This is a genomic window from Streptomyces sp. NPDC058663 (assembly GCF_042716745.1).
Classification (GTDB): domain Bacteria; phylum Actinomycetota; class Actinomycetes; order Streptomycetales; family Streptomycetaceae; genus Streptomyces.
Map to the genome: position 1 here is coordinate 41,788 of NZ_JBHXRV010000001.1, position 22,777 is coordinate 64,564.

At 73.2% G+C, this 22,777-nt stretch carries 21 protein-coding genes; 11 read left to right on the forward strand and 10 right to left on the reverse strand.

Going from position 1 to position 22,777, the window contains the following annotated elements; genetic code table 11:
* Nucleotides 1-82 precede the first annotated feature (82 nt).
* Nucleotides 83-553: a GNAT family N-acetyltransferase gene (locus ACFWVV_RS00195; protein ID WP_384356004.1), complete on the reverse strand. Its 471-nt coding sequence runs from the start codon at nucleotides 551-553 to the stop codon at nucleotides 83-85.
* A gap of 96 nt (nucleotides 554-649) precedes the next feature.
* Between ACFWVV_RS00195 and ACFWVV_RS00200 the strand changes: the two genes are divergently transcribed.
* Entirely contained in the window at nucleotides 650-1,504 is an 855-nt protein-coding gene (locus ACFWVV_RS00200) for a polysaccharide deacetylase family protein (protein WP_384356040.1), read from the forward strand.
* A 102-nt stretch (nucleotides 1,505-1,606) separates the two neighbouring features.
* Here the strand turns inward: ACFWVV_RS00200 and ACFWVV_RS00205 are convergent, their stop codons facing one another.
* Genes ACFWVV_RS00205 through ACFWVV_RS00215 form a run of 3 tightly spaced genes read right to left on the reverse strand, consistent with a single transcriptional unit; the run spans nucleotide 1,607 to nucleotide 3,875 of the window.
* On the reverse strand, nucleotides 1,607-2,275 hold the full coding sequence (locus ACFWVV_RS00205) for an ABC transporter (protein WP_384356006.1): 669 nt from the start codon (nucleotides 2,273-2,275) through the stop codon (nucleotides 1,607-1,609).
* Nucleotides 2,272-3,171: an ATP-binding cassette domain-containing protein gene (locus ACFWVV_RS00210; RefSeq protein ID WP_384356008.1), complete on the reverse strand. Its 900-nt coding sequence runs from the start codon at nucleotides 3,169-3,171 to the stop codon at nucleotides 2,272-2,274. Before ACFWVV_RS00210 ends, ACFWVV_RS00205 begins: the two co-directional genes overlap by 4 nt.
* 26 nt (nucleotides 3,172-3,197) lie before the next feature.
* Nucleotides 3,198-3,875, reverse strand: a complete 678-nt coding sequence (locus ACFWVV_RS00215) for an AIM24 family protein (protein ID WP_384356010.1) — start codon at nucleotides 3,873-3,875, stop codon at nucleotides 3,198-3,200.
* 84 nt (nucleotides 3,876-3,959) lie between these two features.
* Here ACFWVV_RS00215 and ACFWVV_RS00220 point away from each other — a divergent pair, with 84 nt between their 5' ends.
* The 5 genes from ACFWVV_RS00220 to ACFWVV_RS00240 all read left to right on the forward strand — a co-directional run bounded on the left by ACFWVV_RS00220 (nucleotide 3,960) and on the right by ACFWVV_RS00240 (nucleotide 10,323).
* Nucleotides 3,960-4,652: a peptidyl-tRNA hydrolase gene (locus tag ACFWVV_RS00220; protein WP_384356012.1), complete on the forward strand. Its 693-nt coding sequence runs from the start codon at nucleotides 3,960-3,962 to the stop codon at nucleotides 4,650-4,652.
* Nucleotides 4,653-4,984: 332 nt separating this feature from the next.
* Nucleotides 4,985-5,794 (forward strand): DUF4142 domain-containing protein, encoded by an 810-nt coding sequence (locus ACFWVV_RS00225; protein WP_384356014.1) that lies wholly within the window; start codon nucleotides 4,985-4,987, stop codon nucleotides 5,792-5,794.
* Nucleotides 5,795-5,999: 205 nt separating this feature from the next.
* Nucleotides 6,000-7,586: a DUF692 domain-containing protein gene (locus ACFWVV_RS00230; RefSeq protein ID WP_384356016.1), complete on the forward strand. Its 1,587-nt coding sequence runs from the start codon at nucleotides 6,000-6,002 to the stop codon at nucleotides 7,584-7,586.
* 109 nt (nucleotides 7,587-7,695) lie between these two features.
* Complete coding sequence (locus tag ACFWVV_RS00235) at nucleotides 7,696-8,487, forward strand: TIGR04222 domain-containing membrane protein (RefSeq protein WP_384356018.1); 792 nt, start codon at nucleotides 7,696-7,698, stop codon at nucleotides 8,485-8,487.
* Between the two features lie 198 nt (nucleotides 8,488-8,685).
* Entirely contained in the window at nucleotides 8,686-10,323 is a 1,638-nt protein-coding gene (locus tag ACFWVV_RS00240) for an alpha/beta hydrolase (protein ID WP_384356020.1), read from the forward strand.
* 121 nt (nucleotides 10,324-10,444) lie between these two features.
* On the opposite strand, the gene hemQ is transcribed toward ACFWVV_RS00240, so the two are convergent.
* Both hemQ and hemG read right to left on the reverse strand, forming a co-directional pair.
* The gene (gene hemQ / locus ACFWVV_RS00245; RefSeq protein WP_384356022.1) at nucleotides 10,445-11,182 is read right to left on the reverse strand and encodes a hydrogen peroxide-dependent heme synthase; all 738 of its coding nucleotides are present in this window, start codon (nucleotides 11,180-11,182) and stop codon (nucleotides 10,445-10,447) included.
* A gap of 4 nt (nucleotides 11,183-11,186) precedes the next feature.
* A complete protein-coding gene (gene hemG, locus ACFWVV_RS00250) occupies nucleotides 11,187-12,641 on the reverse strand; it encodes a protoporphyrinogen oxidase (RefSeq protein WP_384356024.1) in 1,455 nt (484 codons plus the stop codon).
* A gap of 262 nt (nucleotides 12,642-12,903) precedes the next feature.
* On the opposite strand from hemG, the gene ACFWVV_RS00255 reads away from it, so the two are divergent.
* A complete protein-coding gene (locus ACFWVV_RS00255) occupies nucleotides 12,904-14,025 on the forward strand; it encodes a DUF4349 domain-containing protein (RefSeq protein ID WP_384356026.1) in 1,122 nt (373 codons plus the stop codon).
* A gap of 131 nt (nucleotides 14,026-14,156) precedes the next feature.
* Nucleotides 14,157-15,542 carry an FAD-dependent oxidoreductase gene (locus tag ACFWVV_RS00260; protein WP_384356028.1) on the forward strand — a complete coding sequence of 462 codons (1,386 nt, stop codon included), beginning with the start codon at nucleotides 14,157-14,159 and terminating at the stop codon, nucleotides 15,540-15,542.
* Between the two features lie 158 nt (nucleotides 15,543-15,700).
* On the opposite strand, the gene hemE is transcribed toward ACFWVV_RS00260, so the two are convergent.
* Nucleotides 15,701-16,768, reverse strand: coding sequence for a uroporphyrinogen decarboxylase (gene hemE / locus ACFWVV_RS00265; protein ID WP_384344113.1), 1,068 nt, complete (start codon nucleotides 16,766-16,768; stop codon nucleotides 15,701-15,703).
* Between the two features lie 91 nt (nucleotides 16,769-16,859).
* On the opposite strand from hemE, the gene ACFWVV_RS00270 reads away from it, so the two are divergent.
* The 3 genes from ACFWVV_RS00270 to ACFWVV_RS00280 all read left to right on the forward strand — a co-directional run bounded on the left by ACFWVV_RS00270 (nucleotide 16,860) and on the right by ACFWVV_RS00280 (nucleotide 20,058).
* Nucleotides 16,860-17,564 carry a DUF3000 domain-containing protein gene (locus ACFWVV_RS00270; protein WP_384344110.1) on the forward strand — a complete coding sequence of 235 codons (705 nt, stop codon included), beginning with the start codon at nucleotides 16,860-16,862 and terminating at the stop codon, nucleotides 17,562-17,564.
* A gap of 336 nt (nucleotides 17,565-17,900) precedes the next feature.
* The gene (locus ACFWVV_RS00275) at nucleotides 17,901-18,566 is read left to right on the forward strand and encodes a LuxR C-terminal-related transcriptional regulator (protein WP_384344107.1); all 666 of its coding nucleotides are present in this window, start codon (nucleotides 17,901-17,903) and stop codon (nucleotides 18,564-18,566) included.
* 187 nt (nucleotides 18,567-18,753) lie between these two features.
* On the forward strand, nucleotides 18,754-20,058 hold the full coding sequence (locus ACFWVV_RS00280) for an HRDC domain-containing protein (protein WP_384344104.1): 1,305 nt from the start codon (nucleotides 18,754-18,756) through the stop codon (nucleotides 20,056-20,058).
* Between the two features lie 135 nt (nucleotides 20,059-20,193).
* Here the strand turns inward: ACFWVV_RS00280 and ACFWVV_RS00285 are convergent, their stop codons facing one another.
* The 3 genes from ACFWVV_RS00285 to ACFWVV_RS00295 are packed head-to-tail and all read right to left on the reverse strand — an operon-like array spanning nucleotide 20,194 to nucleotide 22,720.
* Nucleotides 20,194-21,117 carry an ABC transporter permease gene (locus tag ACFWVV_RS00285; RefSeq protein ID WP_384344101.1) on the reverse strand — a complete coding sequence of 308 codons (924 nt, stop codon included), beginning with the start codon at nucleotides 21,115-21,117 and terminating at the stop codon, nucleotides 20,194-20,196.
* Nucleotides 21,114-21,983 (reverse strand): ABC transporter ATP-binding protein, encoded by an 870-nt coding sequence (locus ACFWVV_RS00290; protein ID WP_384344098.1) that lies wholly within the window; start codon nucleotides 21,981-21,983, stop codon nucleotides 21,114-21,116. The genes ACFWVV_RS00285 and ACFWVV_RS00290 overlap by 4 nt, the downstream gene beginning before the upstream one ends.
* Nucleotides 21,977-22,720 (reverse strand): PIG-L deacetylase family protein, encoded by a 744-nt coding sequence (locus ACFWVV_RS00295; protein WP_384344095.1) that lies wholly within the window; start codon nucleotides 22,718-22,720, stop codon nucleotides 21,977-21,979. The genes ACFWVV_RS00290 and ACFWVV_RS00295 overlap by 7 nt, the downstream gene beginning before the upstream one ends.
* Nucleotides 22,721-22,777 lie beyond the last annotated feature (57 nt).

Genomic DNA, 22,777 nt, shown 5'->3' on the forward strand with positions numbered 1-22,777 from the left:
GGGGATCGCCGACCCCGGGCCGGGCTCGGGAGGCACTGGGCCGGGCTGGGGGCCCTGGGCCTGCGGGTCGCCGGGGCTCAGCTCACACCGGAAGAATGAGCTCCGGACGGTCCCAGCGGACCGCGGGCGGGTTCGCCGGGACCGTGCCGACCGGGAGGGCGCCGACGCCGCGATAGAAGCCCTCCGCCGGAGGGTGGGAGACCACGCGCACCGAGGCGAGCCCGGCCGCCCCCGCGACGTCGCGGAGGTGGGCGACCAGCCGGCGGCCGATGCCCAGGCCCTGGGCGGAGTCCGCGACGAAGAGCAGGTCGAGTTCCGGCGGATCGAGCAGCAGGGCGTAGAAGCCGAGCACCGTGTCCTCGGCGGGCGCGACGGCCACGTGGACCTCGTGGGCCTCGATGTAGTCGGGGCCCACCCGGTAGCCCGCGATCATCGACTCGTACGGCGCCTCGTAGGCACGCGAGGTGCGGACGATACGGGTGAGGCGCTTGGCGTCGCGGGCGGTGGCGCGGCGGATGGAGACGTCCGTGCCGCGCGTAAGAGCTGAGGTCACCCCGAGAGTATTACCTGTCGAACGGGGGTCGCGCCGCTGGCCGACCCTTCGCTCTTGATCGGATACTTTCCGTGAGTGACCATTTCTGTGCGAAGAATGCTCGCGGTGGCGGTGCTGGGTGCGGCCCTGGCGGGCTGCGGTTCGGGGAACCCGGCCGGCGAAGGCGGCGCCGAAGGGCGGGGCACGCCCACCGGCTCCGTACCGTCGAAGCCCGCCGCCGCGCCCGCGCATCCCGTGCCGACCGCTCCGCCGACCGTCGCCGCCGGGCCCGGCGGCCGGACGCCCGTCTTCGAGCGGGCCGGGAAGGGGAGCCGGGAGAAGGTCGTGGCGCTGACCTTCGACGCGGACATGACCGCCGACCAGGGTGCTCGGGCGGCGGGTGGCGAGCGGTTCGACAATCCGGCCCTGATCGCCTCACTGCGCCGCTTCAAGGTGCCCTCGACCGTCTTCATGACCGGCCGGTGGGCCGAGGAGTACCCGGACCAGGCACGCTCGATCGGCACCGATCCGCTCTTCGAGATCGCCAACCACTCCTACAGCCACCACGCCTTCAAGTCCCCCTGCTACGGCCTGCCCACGGTCGCGCCGGAGGCGATGCGCGCGGACGTGGACCGGGCCTTCGCCGCGTTCCGCACGGCGGGCGCGCGCAATGTGGTGCCGTACTTCCGCTTTCCCGGCGGGTGCTACGACGACCGGGCGCTGCGCAACATCGGCCCCGCCAGGGTGACCGCCGTCCAGTGGGACGTGGTCAGCGGTGACGCCTTCGCGACGGACGCGGACGCGGTGGCGGAGCAGGTGCTGGCAGGGGTGCAGCCGGGCTCGGTCGTGGTCATGCACTGTACGCGCAGTGCGGCCCCGACCACGGAGCGGGCGATCCGCCGGATCGTTCCCGAGCTGCGGAAGAAGGGGTACCGGTTCGTGAAGGTGTCGGAGCTGATCGGGAAGGGCTGACCGGGAAGGCCTGAGCAGGAAGGGCTGAGCAGGAAGGGCTGACCGGCTCTGCCGCCCGTGCGGGGCCGGCCGGGCGGGGTGCGGGTTCTGTGCGGGTGCTGTTCAGGGGCGTCGCGAGGAGAGGGCGCAGGCCGTCGCGCCCGCGCCACCGGCCACCAGTACCGCGAGCGCGAGCGGCAGGAACGGGAGGCTCACCGTCCCGGTGTGCGAGCCGGTGACCAGGTCCGTGATGACACTGCGGGCGGGCGACCCGACCGTGACCAGGGCGAGCAGTGCGCCCAGCGCGGTGAGCACGACGCCCCAGCCGGTGCTGCGCAGCAGTGGCCAGTTGCACAGCGCTCCGACCGCCGTACCGAGGAGTGCGCAGACGACCGCGGCGAGAAGTCCGGCTCCCCCGGCCGTCAGGGGTGCGATGCGGACGGCGCCCCCGGTGTCGGTCCACTTGCTGATCACCAGCACGAGCGCGGTGCCCAGCACCCCCAGTGCCGCCGTGCAGCAGAAGGCGGTGAGCAGGGCGGCGAGATGGGCGCGACCCGGGCCGGTGGCAGCCGCGGCGCAGTGCCGGGCCGCCGGGGGCTCGTTGGTGACGCAGACCCGTACGAGCCAGGCGGCGACGGGCAGCAGGACGGCGGAGCCGTAACCGAGCGAGTCGAGCACGGGCTGGCCGCCCTGGACCCCGATGGCGAGGAAGGCCGTGTAGAGGAGAACCGGGGCGAGCCACCGCTGTGACCTTGCCAGCAGGGCGAGTTGATACCGCAGCAGTGCGCTCATGCGTGTTCCTGATCCTGTTGCTGGTGACCGGGCCGCTCACACCCGTCGGGGTTCGGTCGCCGGGTCTCCGGTACGCCGCCCAGCGCCGCCACCGTCGACACGTGCCAGGGCGGGCGCGCGCCCAGCAGGCCGCGCAGCACGCCGTCGGAGTGCACCGCCCCCACGGTCAGCGCGGTGGCTCCGTCGGGTGCGGGTTCCGCCTCCGGCGCCCCGGGCAGCCCGGCGGGCAGCGCGGCGCCGGGCGGACCGAGCGCCACGATACGCACGCGCGGACCCGAAGGTGCCGTCCCGGCAGGGGGGTTGACGGACACGACGCGCATCCCCTCCACCCGGTGCACGGCATCCACCGCGCCCGCGAGCCTCAGTGGGTCGTGGTCCACGAACACCACGGTGGCACCCGCCGCGACCCGCTCGGCGACCACCCTGTCCAGTTCCTCCCTGGCCGCCTCGTCGAGCCCGGTCCACGCCTCGTCCAGTACGAGCAACTCCGGCGCGGCCAGCAGGGCCTGGGCCACGGCCACTTTCTGCGCGGTGCCCTTGGACAGGTCGCCCACCGGTGTCCGCCCGTGTCCCGCTGCCCCGAACCGCTCCAGCCACTCCCCCGCCCGTGCCTTCGCCTCCGTACGCCCGAGACCGTGGATGCGGCCGAGGCGCGTGAGGTAGCCGAGTGCGGTGAAGGGCAGCGCGGCGGGGAAGCGTTCGGGTACGTACGCGACGCGGGCCGGGCGGCCCTCCACCCGCCCCTCGCTCGGCGCGTCGATCCCCGCGATCACGCGCAACAGGGTGGACTTCCCGGTGCCGTTGGCACCCTGGACGCGCGCCAGGGTCCCCGGGGCGAGGGCCAGGTCCACGGAGCGCAGCACCCAGTCCCCGCGCAGCCCGTACCGCCGCCCCACGCCCGCGAGCGTCAGACCTGTGGCGTTCAGCTCGACGCCGCCTTCTGCTGGGTCAGCTCGCTGGGGCGTACGATCACGAACCCCTCGCCCTGGAGCATCAGCTGCACCGCTTCGCCGGAGCCGCCGCGGATCATGGAACCCGCCGACTGAGAACGGTGCAACGAGGTGTTGAGCTGGGCGCTCCAGCCGACCACCGCGTCCGTGTCGACGTACACCGGCAGCGCGCTGGTGACGGGGATGACCAGCGGGGTGCCGTCGCACACCACGGCCAGCTTGCCGTAGCCGGTGAACAGGCTGTTGAACAGGCCGCCGCCGGTCACGCCGACGCCCTTCACCATCTTGATCTCGTAGCTGAGGGTGGAGTCGAAGCAGAGCACGTTGCGGCCGTTGACGGTGAGCGCGTCGCCCTGCTCGATGTCGACGACGAAACAGTTCTGCGCCTCGTGCGCGAACCAGGCCTCGCCCTGTCCGCGCACGGCCATCAGCGGCAGCCCCTCACCCGTGACCGCCCGCTTGAGCATGCCGCCGATGCCCTGGCCCTTGCGTTCGAACTGGAGCTTGCCGCGGTAGGCGATCATCGCGCCCTGCCTGGCGTGCATCTCGCCGTTGACCACGTACTTGACCGACTTGGCGTTCTGAAGGGTCATACCGGGGGCGGTCGCCGGCTGTGCCATGTTCTCCGCTGCAAAAAGATCGCTCTTCATATCGGCCATCCTGGCTTGCCGGCATTCGGTCCCACAAGGAGAGGCCCGGCGGGTCCCGTGCCAAGCCCTGGCAAACTTGACCGGATGAGCAGCCAAGACACCCCCGCCGGCGTGCGCGACGCGGCCCCGCAGTTCGTCATGCCCCTGGTCGTGCACATCGAGAAGACCGACCCTCCGGCCCGTACGGACGCACTGGAGACGGCCGCCCGCGCGGTACTCGTGATGCTGTCCGACGCCCGGTCGCTGGGCGAGGGCGAGTGGGCCGAGGCGGTACGGAACTGGGAGGACGCGCGGATCCGCAAGGTGGTGCGGCGGGCGCGGGGCGCGGAATGGCGCAAGGCGTCGGCGCTGCCGGGCATCACGGTGACCGGCAAGGAGGCCGAGGTACGGGTCTTCCCGCCCATTCCGCTGGACGGCTGGCCCAAGGAGCTGGCCAAGCTCCAGGTGTCGGGGACGGACCTGGACGACCCGCGGGAGCCCGGCGAACCCGGGCCGGCCGGCCCGGTGCTGTGGGTGAATCCGGACCTGGAGATGTCCGCGGGCAAGACGATGGCGCAGGCCGGGCACGCGGCGCAGCTCGCCTGGTGGGACCTGTCGCAGGCGGAACGGGACGCCTGGCAAGCTGCGGGCTTCCCGCTGTCGGTACGGACGGCCCCGGCGGGCAAGTGGCGTGAGGTGTCCGCCGATCCGGGGCTGCCGGTGGTGCGGGACGCGGGCTTCACGGAGATCGCCCCGGGCAAGACGGTCGCGGTCGAAGGGCACCGCTTCACCGGGTGAACCCGTCTCCGACTGAACGCGTCACCGGCTGAGCACGTCACCGGCTGAACATGTCTCCGACTGATCATGCCCTCGGACGATCACGTCCCCGGCCGAATCCGGAACCGGCCGGTCACGCCCCCGGCTGAACACGTCACCTGCGTCACACGTACCAATGAATGCGGCCAAGTACCTGAAGGATCAAGGCACTTGGCGATGGAGTCGACCTGGTACGGCAAACAGGCCGGACACCAACGGCACATCAGGCACTTCGGCTACGTCAGGTACGTCAGCTCGGTCCGCGCGCACCGCGCGGTCAGTACGACGCAGAGGGTCCGGGAGCGATCTTGTCCATGTCCACCTCCATCTCCGGCGCCGCCTTCGCCCTGTTACGGCGTATCAACGGCACCGCACTCATCGTCACGGCCCTGCTCGCCACCCTGGCCGCGCTCGCCTTCCCGATCTGGTCGTACGCCGACCGTTCGGGCACCGGCCAGGCCAACCTCGCGGCCTCCACCGTCACCACCAGGTGGGGGCCGCTGTCGGCCAGTGACCGGGATCTGCTGGTGAAAGTGCGGCTGGCCGGGCTGTGGGAACTCCCTGCCGGGCAGCAGGCGATCGAGCGGGCGCCGAGCCAGTCGGTCAAGGCCGCCGGGGACCATCTCGTCGTCGGTCACACGGACCTGGACGCGCGGGCCCGTTCGGTGGCCGCCCAGCTCGGCATCGAACTGCCGAACCAGCCGACGGAGGAACAGCAGGGCTGGTTGCGGCAGCTGACCGCGGCGAGCGGCCCGACGTACGAGCGGCTCTTCGCGAACCTGCTCCGGCGGGCGCACGGCAAGGTCTTCGCCGTGATCGCCCAGGTCCGCAACAGCACCCGCAACGCCCTGATCCGCCAGCTCGCGGACGCCTCGAACCAGACCGTCCTGGACCACATCACCATGCTGGAGGCGACCGGCCTGGTCGACTTCGACGCGATCGCCAACGAAGCGGCGGGCGGTGCGACCGCCAGCCCCGCTGGCCCTCCCCCGCCGGTCCCCGGCGTCCGGGTGCCGCCTCCGGTGCCGGCCGTGCCCACCGGCACCCAGGACTTCACCTCGCTGCCGTCCGCACCGGCCGCCGGAGAGATCGGCAGCCCGGCCACCCTGCCTGCCCAGCCCTGAGACCCCTGCCCTGGGACCCCTGCGCGGCCGCGGAACCTCAAATCAACCTCTGAACGTCCCCCTCGGTGGGTTCGGCGCGACCCGGCGGGGCCATGACCCCTGCACAGCATGGAGTAGGGGGACGAACATGAACCAGCGCACACAGGGACCAGGAACCCGGGGAAACGGGCTGTCCGGGGCGGCGGGCTCAGGGGTGGGGTCCGGAATGTCCAAGGTGGCTGACGCGTCGCGCACCGCGGGCTGGGCAGGCGGACTGCCGCGGCTCGGGGTCGGGATCGGATGGCGGCCCGAGATCGCGGAATCCGTCGAGGCGCTGCCCGGAGTCGACTGGGTGGAGGTGGTCGCGGAGAACATCTGCCCCGGCCACCTCCCGGAGTCCCTGCTGCGTCTGCGCGCGCGGGGCACCCGGGTGATCCCGCACGGCGTCTCGCTGGGCATCGGCGGCGCGGACCGCCCCGACCCGGCGCGGCTCGCCGACCTGGCTGCGCGGGCCCAGGCGCTGGGTGCGCCGCTGGTCACCGAGCACATCGCGTTCGTCCGGGCCGGTGGTGCGCAGACGGCGTCCCCGGTCCTGGAGGCGGGGCACCTCCTTCCCGTTCCGCGCACCTGGGACGCGCTGCGGGTGCTGTGCGAGAACGTCCGCATCGCGCAGGACCAACTGCCGGTCCCGCTCGCGCTGGAGAACATCGCGGCGCTGATCAACTGGCCCGGTGAGGAGCTGACCGAGGGCCAGTTCCTCGCCGAGCTGGTCGAACGCACCGGCGTGCGGCTCCTCATCGACGTGGCCAACCTCCACACCAACCACGTCAACCGGGGCGAAGACCCCGCCAAGGCCCTCGACGAGCTGCCCGTCGAGGCGATCGCGTACGTGCATGTGGCGGGCGGCGTCGAGCGGGACGGCGTGTGGCACGACACGCACGCGCATCCGGTGACGCGGCCGGTCCTGGATGTGCTCGCCGAGCTGTGCGGGCGGGTTTCGCCGCCGGGGGTGCTGCTGGAGCGGGACGAGGACTTTCCGGGGGTGGGGGGATTGGGGGCGGAGCTGGAGCTGATTCGGGGGGTCGTGGCGGGGTCGGGGTCTCGGCCGGGTGCGGGTGCGGGGTCGGGGTCGGGCGGGGGCGAGGGGTGCGGCTCCGCCGGGGGCCGCCCCCTTGCCCGCCCTTCCCCAAGCTCTCGGCTTCGCTCGAGCAGGGGAGGCCCCACTCGCCCCCGGGGGGCGGCCCCGCCGCCCAAGGAGGCGGCGGTAGGTGGGGCGGACGCGGCGCCCCAGGAGGCGGCGGTCATCGGGGCGGTGGGGGAGGCCGTGCTGGAGGTGGCTCGGCAGCGGGTGGCTTTGGGGCAGGTGGCGTTGTTGGACGCTCTGGTGGCGGGCGGGCCCGTGCCGGAGGGGTTCGACGGGCGGCGGCTGCGGGTACAGAGCCGTGCGCTCACCGCCAAACGGGCCGGCATCGTCGCCAAGGTCGCCCCGGAGCTCCCCGGCATCCTCGGCGACGGGTACCGGCCGGCCTTCTTCGCGTACGCACTGAACCGTCCGCTCCGCTCCGGATACCGCCGTGACGCACTCGACTTCGCCGAGCACGCCCTGTCCCACGGTTCGCTGGATCCGGCGGCCCGGCGTGCCCTCACCCACTGGTGGCAGGACCGGGCGGCGGGCCGCCCGCCGACCCGCGCCGTGCGGTTGCTGCGCGCCGCCCGCGCGGCGGCCGCCCGAAGCGGGCCCCGGCCCGGCAGGACGGGCAAGCGCGCGCAGCCGCCGCCCGCGACAGCGGACAGGGCTTCCGAGCACGCATAACGCCCAGCTCGCCGCACTTCTCCCCGCCCTCGGTCACAGCTCCGCAACACTCCCTCCACCGCGTCTTCCTGACATGGCGTCGGGCACGCACCTGGCATAGATATCGGTCATGTTCTGGGTCCCGCTCCTCCTGTGCACCTGGGTCGCCGCGCTCGCGACCTGCGTCCGGCTCTGTGTCGCCGCGGCCGCGGCCGCCACCGCGGAGAAGGGCGCCGCCGACGGACCGCCCCCGCGCGGCGGGCTCACCCTCCCCGAGGCGGCGTTCCTCTGCGGCGGGCCGTCCCGGGTGGCCGAGCTGACCCTGGTGTCGCTGCACGCCCGCCGCCGGGTGCTGCTCGCCCACACGGGATGGACCAGCGTCGCCGTACCGCACGGCGACGACGACCTGGAGCGGGCCGCGATCGCGGCCGCCGGACGCGAAGGGCAGTGCCGTACGCACGTGGTGCGGGACGCACTGGCCGGCTCCGAGGCGGTGCGGGCCCTCGCGGACCGGCTCGTCGGGGCGGGCCTCGCGATGCCGGCGGACGCCAGGCACGCGGTGACGGGAGCGGTCGCGGCACTGCGCGTCGCGGGCGGCGTCGTCCTGACGCTGGGGCTCTTCGCCGCGCTCGTGCTGCCGCTGGAGACCGCCGAGCGGGGCCGGGTCGCCCTCTGGTTCTCGCTGCCGCTGCTCCTCGTCGTGGGGGCCCTCGCGATCGCTCGCATGGAGGTCCACCCGTACACCCGCTGGGCCACCGACGCGGGTCTGCGGCTGGTGCGCGGCCTGCCGGACGTGACCGGCACCGACGGCTCCCGCACCGGCCCCGACCAGGCACTGCTGGCGGCCGTCGCCGTCTCCGGCACGGCCGCGATACCCGACCTCGGGCTGCGCGCCGCACTCGCGGGAGCCCGTACCGCCTGACCTTCGCCCGGCGCGCGCCCGCACGGCCGGCGTCAGGTCCCCGGCCGCCTTTTCACGCATCGGAGTCAATGACCCCGACACCGCCCGCAGGTGCTTTACATCGTCAACTGCCGTGCCAAGTATCCCTTTTATCCGCAGTGGAGTCCGCCGTGGAGATCTTCCGAGGCGGTAGTCGCCGCCCGAGACCAAGGGATCGCGATGAGAGCACTTGCGCTGTACGGAGCCACCACCCTCGGCTCCCTGGTCCTGACGGCCGCGGCCGCCGTTCCCGCGGCCCCGGCCCCCGCCCCCTCCTTCCACGACGCCCCCGAGGCGCACGGCACCACGATCGCCGCGGCGCGTGCGCTGGCCGCCGGGATCAAGTACGGCGCGTGCCCGGCGTCGGAGGACCTGCCCGCCCCCGTCCAGTGCGGCACCGTCAAGGTCCCGCTCGACTACGCCGACCCGCGGGGCAAGCAGATCGAACTGACCGTCAGCCGCCTGAAGGCGTCCGGCAAGCCCGCCGCCCCGCGCAAGGGCAGGTCGGCGCCGGTACCCCGCCAGGGCGCGCTCGTCTACAACCCGGGCGGGCCCGGCGCCTCCAGCATGTACTTCCCGCTGGCCCACCAGCTCCCCGAGTGGAAGCGCATCGCGGCGGCCTACGACCTGATCGGCTACTCGCCGCGCGGGGTGGCCCGCTCCGCGCCGCTGTCGTGCATGGACCCGGCGGACTTCGGCCGGGCCCCCAGCCAGGCCCCCGTGCACCCCTCCGAGTCGTACAAGAGGGAGCAGATCGCCCGCGCGAAGACCTACGCCCGGGGCTGTGCGCGCACCGCGGGCGAGGCCCTGCGCCATTACCACTCGCTCAACAACGCCCGCGACCTGGAAGTCCTGCGCGCCGCACTCGGCGAGCCGCGGCTGAACTTCATGGGCGCCTCCTACGGCACCTACTTCGGCGCGATCTACGCGACGCTCTACCCCTCGCACGTGCGCCGCATGGTCTTCGACTCGGCGGTCAACCCCGACCCGGAACAGATCTGGTACCGCAACAACCTCGACCAGTCGGCCGCGTTCGAGCGCCGCTGGAGTGACTTCCGCACCTGGGTCGCCAAGCACGACAAGACGTACCACCTCGGCTCCACGGCGGAGGAGGTCGCGCACAGCTACGCGAGGGTGCGCGCCGAGCTGACGCACAAGCCGGCCGGCGGGGTGGTCGGTCCCGGCCAGCTCCAGGCGGCCTTTCTCCAGGCGGGTTACTACGACGACGTGTGGCCGATGCGGGCCACCGCGCTGTCGGAGTACCTGAAGGGCAACCCGAAGCCGCTGACCGACCAGGCCTCGCCCCGCCCCGAGGCGGCAAAGGACAGCGAGAACGGCACCGCCGTGTACACCGCCGTCGAGTGCAACGACGCCCCCTGGCCGACGGACTTCGCCACCTGGGACCGCGACAACACACGGCTGGCCAAGCGCGCCCCGTTCGAGACGTGGGACAACGCGTGGATGAACCTGCCGTGCGCGTACTGGACCGCGCCCCGGCAGCAGCCGGTGGACGTGCGGACCGCGAAGGGGGCGCTGCCGCCGACCCTGATCCTGGCCGCCGAGCGTGACGCGGCGACGCCGTACAAGGGCGCCCTGGAGCTGCAGAAGCGGCTGCCCGGCGCTGCACTGGTCACCGAGAAGGACGCCGGCACGCACGGCATCGGCGGTGGCGCGAACGCCTGCGTCAACCGGCACATGGAGACGTACCTGCTGACCGGGGAAACACCGGTGCGGCGCGCTGCGTGCGCGCCGCACCGGGAGCCGAACCCGGTGTCGCTGGACAGGGCCGTCCCCGAGAGGATGCCGGCCGCCGTCTGATCTTCCGGGCTGGGGTGGCGGGAGGCGAGGACCACGCACCCATGGTCCTCGTCCCCGCCACCAAGTCGTGTCGTACGGGTCACCGTACGAGGCGTACGGAAATCCGTACGCGGGGGCCTGCTTACGCCAGCCCGGCCACCAGGTCCGCCACGCTCTTGCGGCGCCCGGTGTAGAAGGGCACCTCCTCGCGGACGTGCATGCGGGCCTCGGAGGCGCGCAGGTGACGCATCAGGTCGACGATGCGGTAGAGCTCGTCGGCCTCGAAGGCCAGCAGCCACTCGTAGTCGCCCAGGGAGAACGAGGCGACCGTGTTGGCCCGCACGTCGGGGTAGCCGCGCGCCATCTTGCCGTGGTCCGCGAGCATCCGGCGGCGGTCCTCGTCGGGCAGCAGGTACCAGTCGTAGGAGCGCACGAAGGGGTACACGGAGACGTAGTCGCGGGGGTTCTCGTCGGCCAGGAAGGCCGGGATGTGCGACTTGTTGAACTCGGCGGGGCGGTGCAGCGCCATGTTCGACCACACCGGCTCCAGCGCGCGGCCCAGCTTGGTGCGGCGGAAGAGGTTGTACGCGCTCTGGAGCTCGTCGGAGGTCTCCGCGTGCCACCAGATCATCACGTCGGCGTCCGCGCGCAGCCCGGAGACGTCGTAGGTGCCGCGGACGGTGACGTCCTCGGCGGCCAGCTTGTCGAACAGCGCCTGGACCTCGTCGGCGTAGCCGGTGCGGTCCTCCGGCAGCACGTCGCGCAGCTTGAAGACGGACCACAGGGTGTAGCGGATGACCTCGTTGAGGTCCTTGGCCTTCTTGCCGGCGTTCGGGGCCTTGGCGGGGGCCTCGGCGGCGGCGTTCTCCTGAGCAGTCATGTGGCTATTGTCCCGTGCCCTTCGCCGTGCCCTCCACCAGGGTGGGCGTGGCCAAGATCTCGTCGGCGATCTCCGCTGCGGCGCGCTGCCCGCTGCCGACGCAGGCGGGGATCCCGACGCCGTCGTAGGCGGCCCCGCAGACCCGCAGTCCGGGCAGCTCCGCCACGGCCTGCCGGATGCGGGCGACGCGGTCGAGGTGGCCGACGGGGTACTGCGGGAGGCCGCCGATCCAGCGGGTCACCCGGGTCTCGACGGGCCTGGCGGCGAGGCCGGTGGCCTCGCCCAGGTCCCTGAGCGAGACGTCGACGAGGTCGGTGTCCTCGCGGTGGAGGTGCTCCTCCTCGCCGTATCTGCCGACGGAGGTGCGCAGGACGAAGAGGTCGGGGGCGTGCGCGTCGACCCACCCCCACTTGCGGGTGGAGAAGGTGGACGCCTTGATGGTGTGCCCGTCGACTGGCGGCACCAGGAACCCGGACCCGGCCGGCAGTACGGCCTCCACGTCCTTGCGGGCGAAGGCCATGGTCACCAGGGCCATCGACGCGTACTCGACGCCGGACAGTTCGGCGGCGGCGGCCGGGGACTCGTCGGCGAGCAGGGCGGACGCCGACCAGGCGGGCGCGGCGAGCACGACGCCGTCGGCCTCCACCACGCTTTCGTCGGTACGGATCTGCCAGCGGCCGTCCTTCCTGGCCATGCCGAGCACGGGCGTCTCGGTGAGGATCCGCCCGCCGCCCGCACGCACGGCCGCAGCGACGGCGTCGGGGAGGGTGCCGACGCCGCCGTCGATGCCCATGAACACCGGTCCGGTCCGCTGGTTCTCCGCTGCCCGCCGCTGGATCTCCTGGACGCCTTCCAGGAGGGAGTCGTGCCGCGTCGCCGCCTCGTGCAGGGCCGGTACGGCGGCCCGCATCGAGGTGCGGTAGACGTCTCCCGCGTACACCCCGCCGAGCAGGGGTTCCACCAGCCGGTCGACGACCTCGCGGCCGAGCCGGGCGGCCACGTACTCGCCGATCGCCATGTCGTCGCCGACCTCGGTGCGCGGCAGGGTCCGGTCCCGCCCGGCACGGGCGAGCCCGGCCTCGGAGAGCACTCCGGTCAGCACCGACGGGTCACCGGGGACGCCCATCACGTGTCCCTTGGGCATCGGGGTCAGTGCGCCCCTGTTCCACAGGGATGCGGTGGCGGTGGCCGGCGGCTGGAGGCGGTCGGCGAGCCCGACGGCCCGCGCGAGCGCCACCGCTTCGGGCCGGCGGGCCAGCATCGACTCGGCGCCGAAGTCCACCGGGGCACCGGCGATTTCGCCCGCCAGGAGCTTGCCGCCGAGCCGGTCGGTGGCCTCCAGGACGGTCACCGACACGCCGGATCCCACCAGCCGGTGGGCGGCGGCGAGTCCTGCGATCCCGCCGCCGATGACGACGACATGGGGCGGCCTGGGGTCGGTGACGTCCTTACCGTTCATGGCTCCACTGTCTCAAACGCGCGTACGTGCTCCTGCCCGCGCGTCCTCGAACCGCGCACGTACCCGGTCCCCGGGCGCCCCCGGGTCCCGCGCGTCCCCGAGTCCCGACCGTGACCGCTTCGGAGCCGCTTCGGAACCGAAAAGGGCAACCCGCACGCCCGCCCCGTACGTCGAACGGGCAACATCCTTCACCACTTTCGGGGGGACCGAAATGCGTGCAGCAGTACGTACAACAGCTCGTGCGGCAGGGCGTCGGGGGCGCATGTCCTACGTGGGCGCGGCCGTGGTCGCGGCGACTCTCGCGGTGGGCGGGTGCGGGGCGAGCGGCGACAGCGGCTCGAAGCGCGCCGAGGGGGCGGCCGCGCCCGCCCCGCAGAACCCCGGCAACGGCTCGGGCGCGGGCGACATGTCGAAGCCGGACAGCGGGCAGGCCAACGGCCAGAAGCCGCAGGCCCCGAACGCACCCCAGGCCCCGAACGCTCCCCGGGCCCCCGCCCTGCCCCAGCTCCACATCATCAGGACCGCCGAGCTCCAGATCCGGGTGTCGGATGCGACGGAGACGCTCGCCAAGGCCCGTACGACGGCGGAGACGGCGGGCGGCCTCGTCAGCAACGAGTCCACCGCACGCGACTCGGCGGGCCACGTCTCCTCCCGGATGACCCTGCGCGTCCCGCAGGACAGGTACTCGGAGACGCTCACCACCCTGGAGAACAGCGGCGGCAAGCTCCTCGCCCGGAAGGCGGACGCCAAGGACGTCACCGGCGACGTGGTGGACGTGGAGAGCCGGATCAAGTCGCAGCGGGTGAGTGTCGCGCGCGTCCAGGAGTTCATGAACCGTGCGACCAAGCTGAGCGACGTCGTCTCGCTGGAGGCGGAACTCGCCTCCCGGCAGTCCGAGTTGGACGCCCTGCTGGCCCAGCAGTCCTCGCTGAAGGACCGTACCGGCATGGCGACGATCACTCTCGTCGTCTCCGAGACGCCGCCGAAGAAGAAGCCGGCGCCGGTGGAGGACGAGCCGGGCTTCCTCGACGCGCTGGACGGCGGCTGGCAGGCGTTCCTCACGACGGTCCGCTGGATCGCCATGGTCGTGGGCGCGGTGGCCCCCTTCGCGGTCACTCTCGTCCTGCTCTACCTGCTGTGGCGCCACCTGATCGCCCCGCGCCTGGCGCCTCGCCGGACGGGACGGGCCACGGCGTTCCCGGCGTACCCGCCGATCCGCCCGGCCGGGCCTCCGGGCCGCGCCCCGGAGCCGTCCACGCCGCCCGCACCGGCCCCGGCCCCGGAGGCCGACCCGGCGAAAACGCCGGGCACGGCCCCGGGCCAGGACACGGGCAGGGGCACGGCCCCGGGCCAGGACACGGGCAGGGACGCGGACAGGGGCTGACCCCGGAGGGCGGCCGCCCGTCCCCGTGCCCCGCGCCGCCGCGCCCCGTACACGCGGTGGCGCGGGGCACCACGCGCGCAACCAGGGCCTCTCCCGCCACTCGGCCCCCGCGTCTGTCTACCGTGTCCCCCATGACCACCACCCGAGAAACCCTCGTCGTCGTCGGCGGCGACGCCACCGGCATGGCCGCCGCCTCCCAGGCCAGGCGCCTCAAGGGCCCGGACGAGCTGGAGATCGTCGCGTTCGAACGCGGCCACTACACCTCGTACTCCGCCTGTGGCATCCCGTACTGGGTCGGCGGCGAAGTGGATTCCGCCGACGACCTGGTCGCCCGCACCCCCGAGCAGCACCGCGAGCGCGACATCGACCTGCGCATGCGCACCGAGGTCACCGCGATCGACGTCGAGAACCGCCGGGTGCGCTCCCGCGACCTGGCCGACGGGAGCGAGTCGTGGACGTCCTGGGACAAACTCGTCATCGCCACCGGTGCCCGCCCGGTCCGCCCGCCGCTGCCCGGCATCGACGCACCCGGCGTGCACGGTGTGCAGAACCTGGAGGACGGCCATTCCCTGATCGAGACCCTGGAGCGTACGGAGGGCCGGCGCGCGGTCGTCGTCGGAGCGGGCTACATCGGCGTGGAGATGGCCGAGGCCCTGCTGCACCGCGGTTACGAGGTCACCGTCCTCAACCGGGGCGAGCAGCCGATGGCCACCCTCGACCCGGACATGGGCGCCCTCGTCCACGACGCGATGAACGGCATGGGCATCACCACCGTCTCCCGCGCCGAGGTCACCAAGATCCTCACCGGGTCGGACGGCCGGGTCACCGGAGTGGCCACTGAGGAGGCCACCTACCCGGCCGACGTCGTTGTCCTGGGCATCGGCGTCGAACCCGAGGTCACCCTCGCGAAGGCCGCGGGCCTGCCCATCGGCCCGTCCGGCGCTCTCGTCACCGACCTGGCCATGCGGGTGCGCGGCCATGACGACATCTGGGCGGGCGGCGACTGCGTCGAGGTCCTCGACCTGGTGGCGGGCCGCCCCCGCCACATTCCCCTCGGCACGCACGCCAACAAGCACGGCCAGGTCATCGGCTCGGGCGTGGGCGGCGGTTACGCCACCTTCCCCGGAGTCGTGGGCACCGCCGTCAGCAAGGTGTGCGACCTGGAGATCGCCCGCACCGGGCTGCGCGAGAAGGACGCGAAGGCGGAGGGCCTGCAGTTCGTGACCGTACGCATCGAGTCGACGAGCCGGGCCGGTTACTACCCCGGCGCGTCCCTCATGACGGTCAAGATGACCGCGGAGCGCGGCACGGGCCGCCTGCTCGGCGTGCAGATCGTCGGCCGCGAGGGCGCGGGCAAGCGCGTGGACGTCGCGGCCGTCGCGCTCACCGCGCGGATGACGGTCAACGAGATGACCGCTCTCGACCTGGGCTACGCCCCGCCGTTCTCCCCGGTCTGGGACCCGGTCCTGGTGGCCGCCCGCAAGGCGGTGTCAGCGGTCCGCGAAGCGGGCCACTGACAGCGCCCGGCAGACCGTCGGCATCGCCCGCGGGGCCGCCGCCGCCCCGCGGGACCGCCGCCGCCCCGCCGCGGGACCGCCGCCGCCCCGCGAGACCGCCGCCGCCCCGCGAGGCCGCCGGCACCGCCCCGCGGACAGTCGGTTTCCAGTGCCTGCCGTCAGCGCGCGGTCCGCGTGTGGACGTACTCCACGAGCCGGGACAGCGCGTCCGGGTCCATCGAGGGCAGCACCCCGTGCCCGAGGTTGAAGATGTGCCCCTCCAGGCCCTTGGCCGCGGCCAGTACCTCGTCCGTCTTCGCCATGACCGCCTCGGGCGGGGCGAAGAGGACGGCGGGGTCGAGGTTGCCCTGGAGGGCCTTGCCGGGGCCGACGCGGCGGGCGGCCTCGTCGAGCGGGACCCGCCAGTCGACGCCGACGACGTCCGCGCCCGCCTCGCCCATCAGGCCGAGCAGTTCGCCGGTGCCCACACCGAAGTGGATGCGCGGGACGCCGTAGGAGGCGACCGCGTCGAAGACCTTCGCCGAGGCGGGCATCACGGACTTCACGTAGTCGGCGGGTGCCAGGGCGCCCACCCACGAGTCGAAGAGCTGGACGGCACTGGCGCCCGCCTCGATCTGCACCTTCAGGAAGTCGCCGGTGATGGCGGCCAGCCGGTCCACGAGGTCGGCCCACAGCTGCGGGTCGCCGTACATCATGGCCTTGGTGTACTCGTGGTTGCGGGACGGGCCGCCCTCCACGAGGTAACTCGCGAGAGTGAAAGGCGCGCCCGCGAAACCGATCAACGGGGTCTCGCCGAGCTCCTCGACGAGCATGCCGATCGCCTCGGTGACGTACCAGACGTCCTCGGAGGTCAGGTCGCGCAGCCGGTCCAGATCGGCGCGCGTACGGATCGGCTCGGCGACGACGGGGCCGACGCCGGGCTTGATGTCGAGGTCGATGCCGATGGCCTTGAGGGGGACGACGATGTCGCTGAAGTAGATGGCGGCGTCGACCTTGTGCCGGCGCACCGGCTGGAGGGTGATCTCCTTGACCAGCTCGGGCCGCATGCACGACTCCAGCATCGGGATGCCCTCGCGCACCTTCAGGTACTCCGGCAGCGAGCGCCCCGCCTGCCGCATGAACCACACCGGGGTGTGCGGCACCTCCTCGCGCCTGCACGCCTTGAGGAAGGCGGAGTCGTACGTCTTGCTCTGCGCGGGGCCCGCGGGGACCTGGTTGGCACTCACGCCCAGAATCTTCGCACGCGTGCGGAAGCACTCGCCCCGGGCCGGGTGTCCCTCCCGCCGTAGGGGTCCCCTTCCGCCTACCCTTCCCCGCATGGCTCCGGCTCAGGGACGATTTTCAGATGACGCGCACAGTCACCCACACGGCAGAGACGACAGGGAGGGCACCGAGGACAACACCGCCCCGCTCCCTTTTCGCCAGGCGGTGGACGCGCTGCGCGCTGCCCGGCTCCGTCCCGAGGTGGAAGTCGACCCGACCAAGCCCCCCAAGCGCCTCGCCCCGTACGCCTACGCCCTGGAGGCGGCGGCCGTGGAGGGGGACGAGGACCTCGCGGACGGCCGTCTCGTCCTGCTCCACGACCCGGCCGGCCACGACGCCTGGCAGGGCACCTTCCGTCTGGTGACGCTCGTACGGGCGGAACTGGAGCCGGAGATGGCTGCCGACCCGTTGCTGCCCGAGGTCTGCTGGTCGTGGCTGACCGGCGCGATGGACGCTCGCGGTCTCAGCTACGGGGAGGCGAGTGGCACGGTCACCCGGGCCGGTTCGCACTACTTCGGCGGGCTCGCGGACCGGCGCCCGGCCACCCAGATCGAGATCCGGGCCTCCTGGACGCCCCGCGAGGGGCTCGGTGGCGTACCGGACACGGCGTCGTACCTGACCGCCTGGTGCGATCTGCTGTGCCAGGTCGCGGGGCTGCCACCGGCCCCGATGTCCGGGGTGGGCGGCCAGGAGACCGGGATGCAGGCTCTGCCGGGCGTGGTGTCGCTGCCGCAGCGCCGCGGCCCGCAGACGCCCTGACGGGCGGGCGGCGGGCTGTTCCTGGGCGGGCGGCTGGTGAGCCGCGGGCTTGTTCCCGGGCGGCGGGTGAGCGGCGGGCTTGTTCCTGGGCGGGCGACTGGCGGCCGGGGAACGCGGGGCTTGTGGGCGGCGGGTCTGATGGGCCCTCCGTTCACCGCTCTGATCAGCGACTTCATCGATCGCCCGTCCGAATTGCCCGAATTATTCTCATCAATTCGTGATCTTTCTCTAAAGCCGGGCGGGTTTAGTGCCGAAGAGGTCAGTGACCCTTCCAGCACGGTTCGCCCCGGCTTGACCCATCGGCCGGAGCCTTCCCGTCACTTCCCCGGAGGCCTGGTGTCCGTTCTCCTCGAGCAGCCCGCAAGCCTGGTCGGCTACCGGCCGAACAAGCCGACCGCCATGGTCGTCGTGGCCGACCCGCGCGTCCGCTCCACCGTCACCCGTCACCTGTGGGCCCTCGGAGTACGTGACGTCATCGAGGCGTCCTCCATCGCCGAGGCCCGCCCCCGAGTCGGCAACCCGCGCGACATCTGCGTCGCCGACGTCCACCTCCCCGACGGCTCCGGCCTGACCCTGCTGTCCGAAACCCGGGCAGCGGGCTGGCCGAACGGTCTGGCCCTGTCCGCCGCCGACGACATCGGCGCCGTGCGCAACGCCCTCGCGGGCGGCGTGAAGGGCTATGTCGTCACCGGCACCCGCAACGCCGTCGGCCACCACCCCGGCCGTCCCGGCAGCGCCCCCGTCGGGGCAGCGGCCGCCCGCATGCACCGCCGTCCCCCGGGTTCCCCGAGCCACCCGGGCGGCTACCGCGAGCTCTCCGGCCGTGAGGTCGAAGTGCTGAGACTCGTCGCGGAGGGCCAGTCCAACAAGGCCATCGGCGTTTCCATGGGGTTGTCCGCCCTGACCGTCAAGAGCCACCTGGCACGCATCGCCCGCAAGCTGGGTACGGGCGACCGGGCGGGCATGGTCGCGGTGGCACTGCGTACCGGAATCATCCACTGAGTACGGGATTCATCCACTGAGTACCGGAATTTCCCACTGACCGAGCCGCCCACGGCAGCACCGGGAGTGGCGTCCGGGGGTCTTCCCGGCAGCCGGCGGACGCTCGGCACAGGTCCTCCAGCACCAGGAGCCCGGCGACGGAACGTTCCGTCGCCGGGCTCCTGCCATACACAGATACCCTGGGCACGTGACCGACGCCCAAGAGACCGCAGCAGAAGCAGACCTGCGAACCACCGGGGGCGGCCCCCCGGACGACGTCGAACCGGCGCCGATCCCGTTGTTGGAGCCACGCGAGGGCATTCCCCCCGTCGTGGCGACGCAGGAGGCCCTCGACGAAGTGATCGCGGCATTCGCCGCCGGAACCGGCCCCGTGGCCGTCGACGCCGAGCGCGCGTCCGGCTACCGGTACGGACAGAAGGCCTATCTCGTACAGCTGCGCCGCGAGGGCGCCGGCAGCGCGATGATCGACCCGGTCGGCTGCCCCGACCTCTCCGGCCTCGGCGAGGCCATCGCGGACGCGGAGTGGGTACTGCACGCCGCTACCCAGGACCTCCCCTGTCTGCGCGAAATAGGCATGATCCCGACCCGGATCTTCGACACGGAGCTGGCCGGACGCCTCGCGGGCATCCCGCGCGTCGGCCTCGGCGCCATCGTGGAGAACCTCCTCGGGTACGCCCTGGAGAAGGGCCACTCCGCCGTCGACTGGTCCACCCGCCCGCTGCCCGAGCCGTGGCTGCGGTACGCGGCCCTGGACGTGGAACTCCTCGTCGACCTGCGGGACGCCCTGGAGAAGGAGCTCGACAGGCAGGGCAAGCTGGACTGGGCCCTGCAGGAGTTCCGGGCGATCGCCGAGGCGCCCCCGGCCCCGCCGCGCAAGGACCCGTGGCGCCGTACGTCCGGCATGCACAAGGTGCGCGGCCGTCGCCGGCTCGCGGTGGTGCGCGAGCTGTGGAACGCCCGGGACGCGATCGCCCAGCGGCGTGACGTGTCGCCGGGGAAGGTGCTGAGCGACGCGGCCATCGTCGAGGCCTCCCTGGCCGTCCCGCTGAACGTGAACGTGCTGGCCGCGCTGCCCGGGTTCGGGCACCGGATGGGCCGGCGTCAGCTGGAACAGTGGCAGGCGGCCATCGACCGGGCCAAGGCGCTGCCCGACATCGAGCTGCCGCAGCCGGGCCAGGCGGTGGCGGGCCCTCCGCCGCCCCGGTCCTGGGCCGACAAGGACCCCGCGGCGGCCGCCCGGCTGTCCGCGGCGCGGGCGGCGGTCTCGGCACAGGCCGAGGAGATCAACATGCCGCAGGAGAACCTGATCACCCCGGACACGGTGCGGCGGGTCTGCTGGGAGCCGCCGAAGCCGCCGACCGCGGAGACGGTGGCCGAGGCGCTGACCGGATACGGGGCGCGGCAGTGGCAGATCGAGCTGGTGACGCCGCTGCTGGTGGAGGCGCTGCAGGCGACCGCGACGACGGCCGCGGCGCCCGCGGCCGCGGAGTGATCGGTGGAGTGAGCCGTCCGGGGCGGGCGGGCCCGCCCCGGACGGGCCCGCGCCGTGTCCGGCGGCGCGGGTCGCCGACGTAGCCCGGGCGCGCCTCTCGTGACGGGCCTTTCGGTCCGTGCTCCCGTTGGTGGCTCAGGAGTAGCGGGTCACCAGGCCCCGCTTGCGGAAGGTGCGCAGCATACGGCGCAGGGCGAGCAGGCTGAGCAGGATCAGTACGGCGGTACCGGCGGCCGCGACCGCGAGTTCTCCCCAGGGCATCGCGCCGCCGGAGGCCAGGGTCCTGCCGACGGCGAAGACATGTGTGGTCGGCAGGATCTGGGCGACCGGCTGCAGCACCCCCGGCAGGGTGGTGACCGGGTAGAAGACCCCGGACAGCGGCATCACCACGGACAGCGCACCCCAGACCAGGGCCTCGGCCCCGCTGCCGTACCGGAGCACCAGACCGACGACCAGGAGCGCCACCGCCCATCCCGAGGCGAGCAGCAGGGCGGCCACCGGGATCAGGCCGAGACCGAGCCGGGTGACGTCGAAGGCGTACGCGGCGAAGGCGAGCGCGGCCACCGCGAAGGTGCTGGCGGCCGTGCGTGCGAGGGCGAAGAGGCCGACGCCGGCGAGGTACTCCCAGTCGCGCATCGGGGTGGCCAGCAGGCTCAGCACGTTGCGGGACCAGGTCTCCTCCAGGAAGCCGGTGGCGAGTGAGATCTGCGTCTGGTGGACCAGGTGCCACAGGACGGTGCCGCTGAGCAGGTAGACGGCGACCGTGGTCGTGGCGGACGGCCCTTCGCCCGCGGCCTCGGCTGCGAACAGGCCGATCGACCCGTAGAGCAGGGTGTCGACGAGGGGCCAGACCAGGACGTCGAAGAAGCGGTGCGGGCTGCGTCTGAGCACCAGCCAGTGGCGTCGGGCGACGGCCAGCACCCGGTGGGCGGAGGCGCTGGCGGGGGTGCGCAGGGCGGGGCCCTCGTAGGGGTGCGGCTCGGTGGGGCTCTCGTACGGGTGCGGCTCGGTGGGGCTCTCGTACGGGTGCGGCTCGGTGGGGGTGCCGGGGCTGGTCACGGGGTGGAGGCCCTTTCTCGGTCGCGCTCGCGGTCGGTCTCCGGGTCGCGCCCGCGGTCACTCTCCCGGGCGCGTTCTCGGTCGCGCTCGGCTGCCAGGTGGAGGAAGACCCCTTCCAGGTCCTTGCGGCCGAAGGTGCGCGCCACTTCGGCGGGTGCGCCGTCGGCCGCGATGCGACCGCCGTGCAGGAAGACGACGCGTTCGCAGAGCCGCTCCACCTCGGTCATGTCGTGACTGGTGACCAGGAGCGCGGTGCCGCGTTCCGCGGACAGGGCGAGCAGGGCGGTACGGACGCGCAGGGCGATGTCCGGGTCCAGGGAGGCGGTGGGTTCGTCGAGGATCAGCAGCCTGGGCCGGTGCAGGGCCGCCTTGGCGATGCCCACCAGGGTGCGCTGGCCGCTGGAGAGCTGCGTGCCGATGGCCGCGGCGAGGTGCCCGATGCCGAACCTCTCCAGTGCCTCGGCGACCGCGGCGTGCGGGTCCCGCAGGCCGTACAGGTCCGCGTACAGCCGCAGGTACTCGCTGACCCGTATCCGGTCGGGCAGCGGCAGGTATCCGGCGACGAAGCCGACGCCCTGCATGGCGCGGGCCCTGCTGCCGGGCAGTTGATGGCCAAGGATCCGCACGCTGCCCGCGTCCGGTTCGACCGCACCGAGACACATCAGGAGGGTGGTGGTCTTGCCCGCCCCGTTCGGGCCGAGCAGGCCGAGGCGTTCGCCGGCCCGGACGCTCAGCGTGACGCCGTCGACGGCTCGGCCGCGCGCGTACTCCTTGACGAGGGCGTCCGCCACGAGCACCGGGGGGCGGGAGTCGTGGGGGCCTTCGCTCCCCGCGCCCGGCCCGGAGCCGTCGGCCGGGCTCAGCACGCCGGTTCCAGCGACCAGACGAGCTCGGCGCGCAGGGGGCCTGTACGGGCCAGGAAGTTGCCGTGGTCGGCGGCGAGCGGGGCGAGCTGGGAGGCGTAGCACTGGACGGCCTCGCGCTTGGCGGACCACTGGGCGTCGGTCAGCCGGAGGTCGTGGCGGACGGTGGTGCGGTGGGTGCGCAGCATCTCCTGGTAGGCGAGGCCGCACATCGGGCTCCGGGCGAGGGCTCCGCTCGCGGCGTCGGTGGCCCACTCGGGGAGGTGCCCGGTGTACGGGAGGTCCGCGTAGACGCAGGGCAGCGGGGCGCCGAGCCCGGCGAGCACGCTCATGGCACGCAGCCGTACCTTCTCGTGGTCGGGCTGGTTGCTGCCGAGCGGCACCCACACCTGCGTGGTGGCGGGGAGTTCCTTGAGGAAGGCGTCCAGGCCGGTGAGTTCGCCGCCGTCGGCGTAGGGGCCGTCGGGGTGGTCAAGCACCACGGGGGTGACGCCGAGCCGGGCGCACGCCGCGGCGTCCTCGGCCACCCGGGCCCGGTGGGCCTCCTGCGCGGAGGAGAACCCGCAGATGCCGTCCCACCAGGAAACGGGCGCCTCGGACGCGGGCGCGCCCCCGTGCACGGTGACGACCGCGACGGGGCCGGGGAGTGTGGTGAGCAGGCCGCCGAGCGAGAAGACGGCGTCGTCGAAGTGGGGGGAGAGGACGACGGTGTGCCAGGGGCGGTGCGGGGATTCGGGCATGCGGGGTCCCTTCGGGGGCGGTGGTGGTTGCTGGTTGCTGGTTGCTGGGCAGGTGAT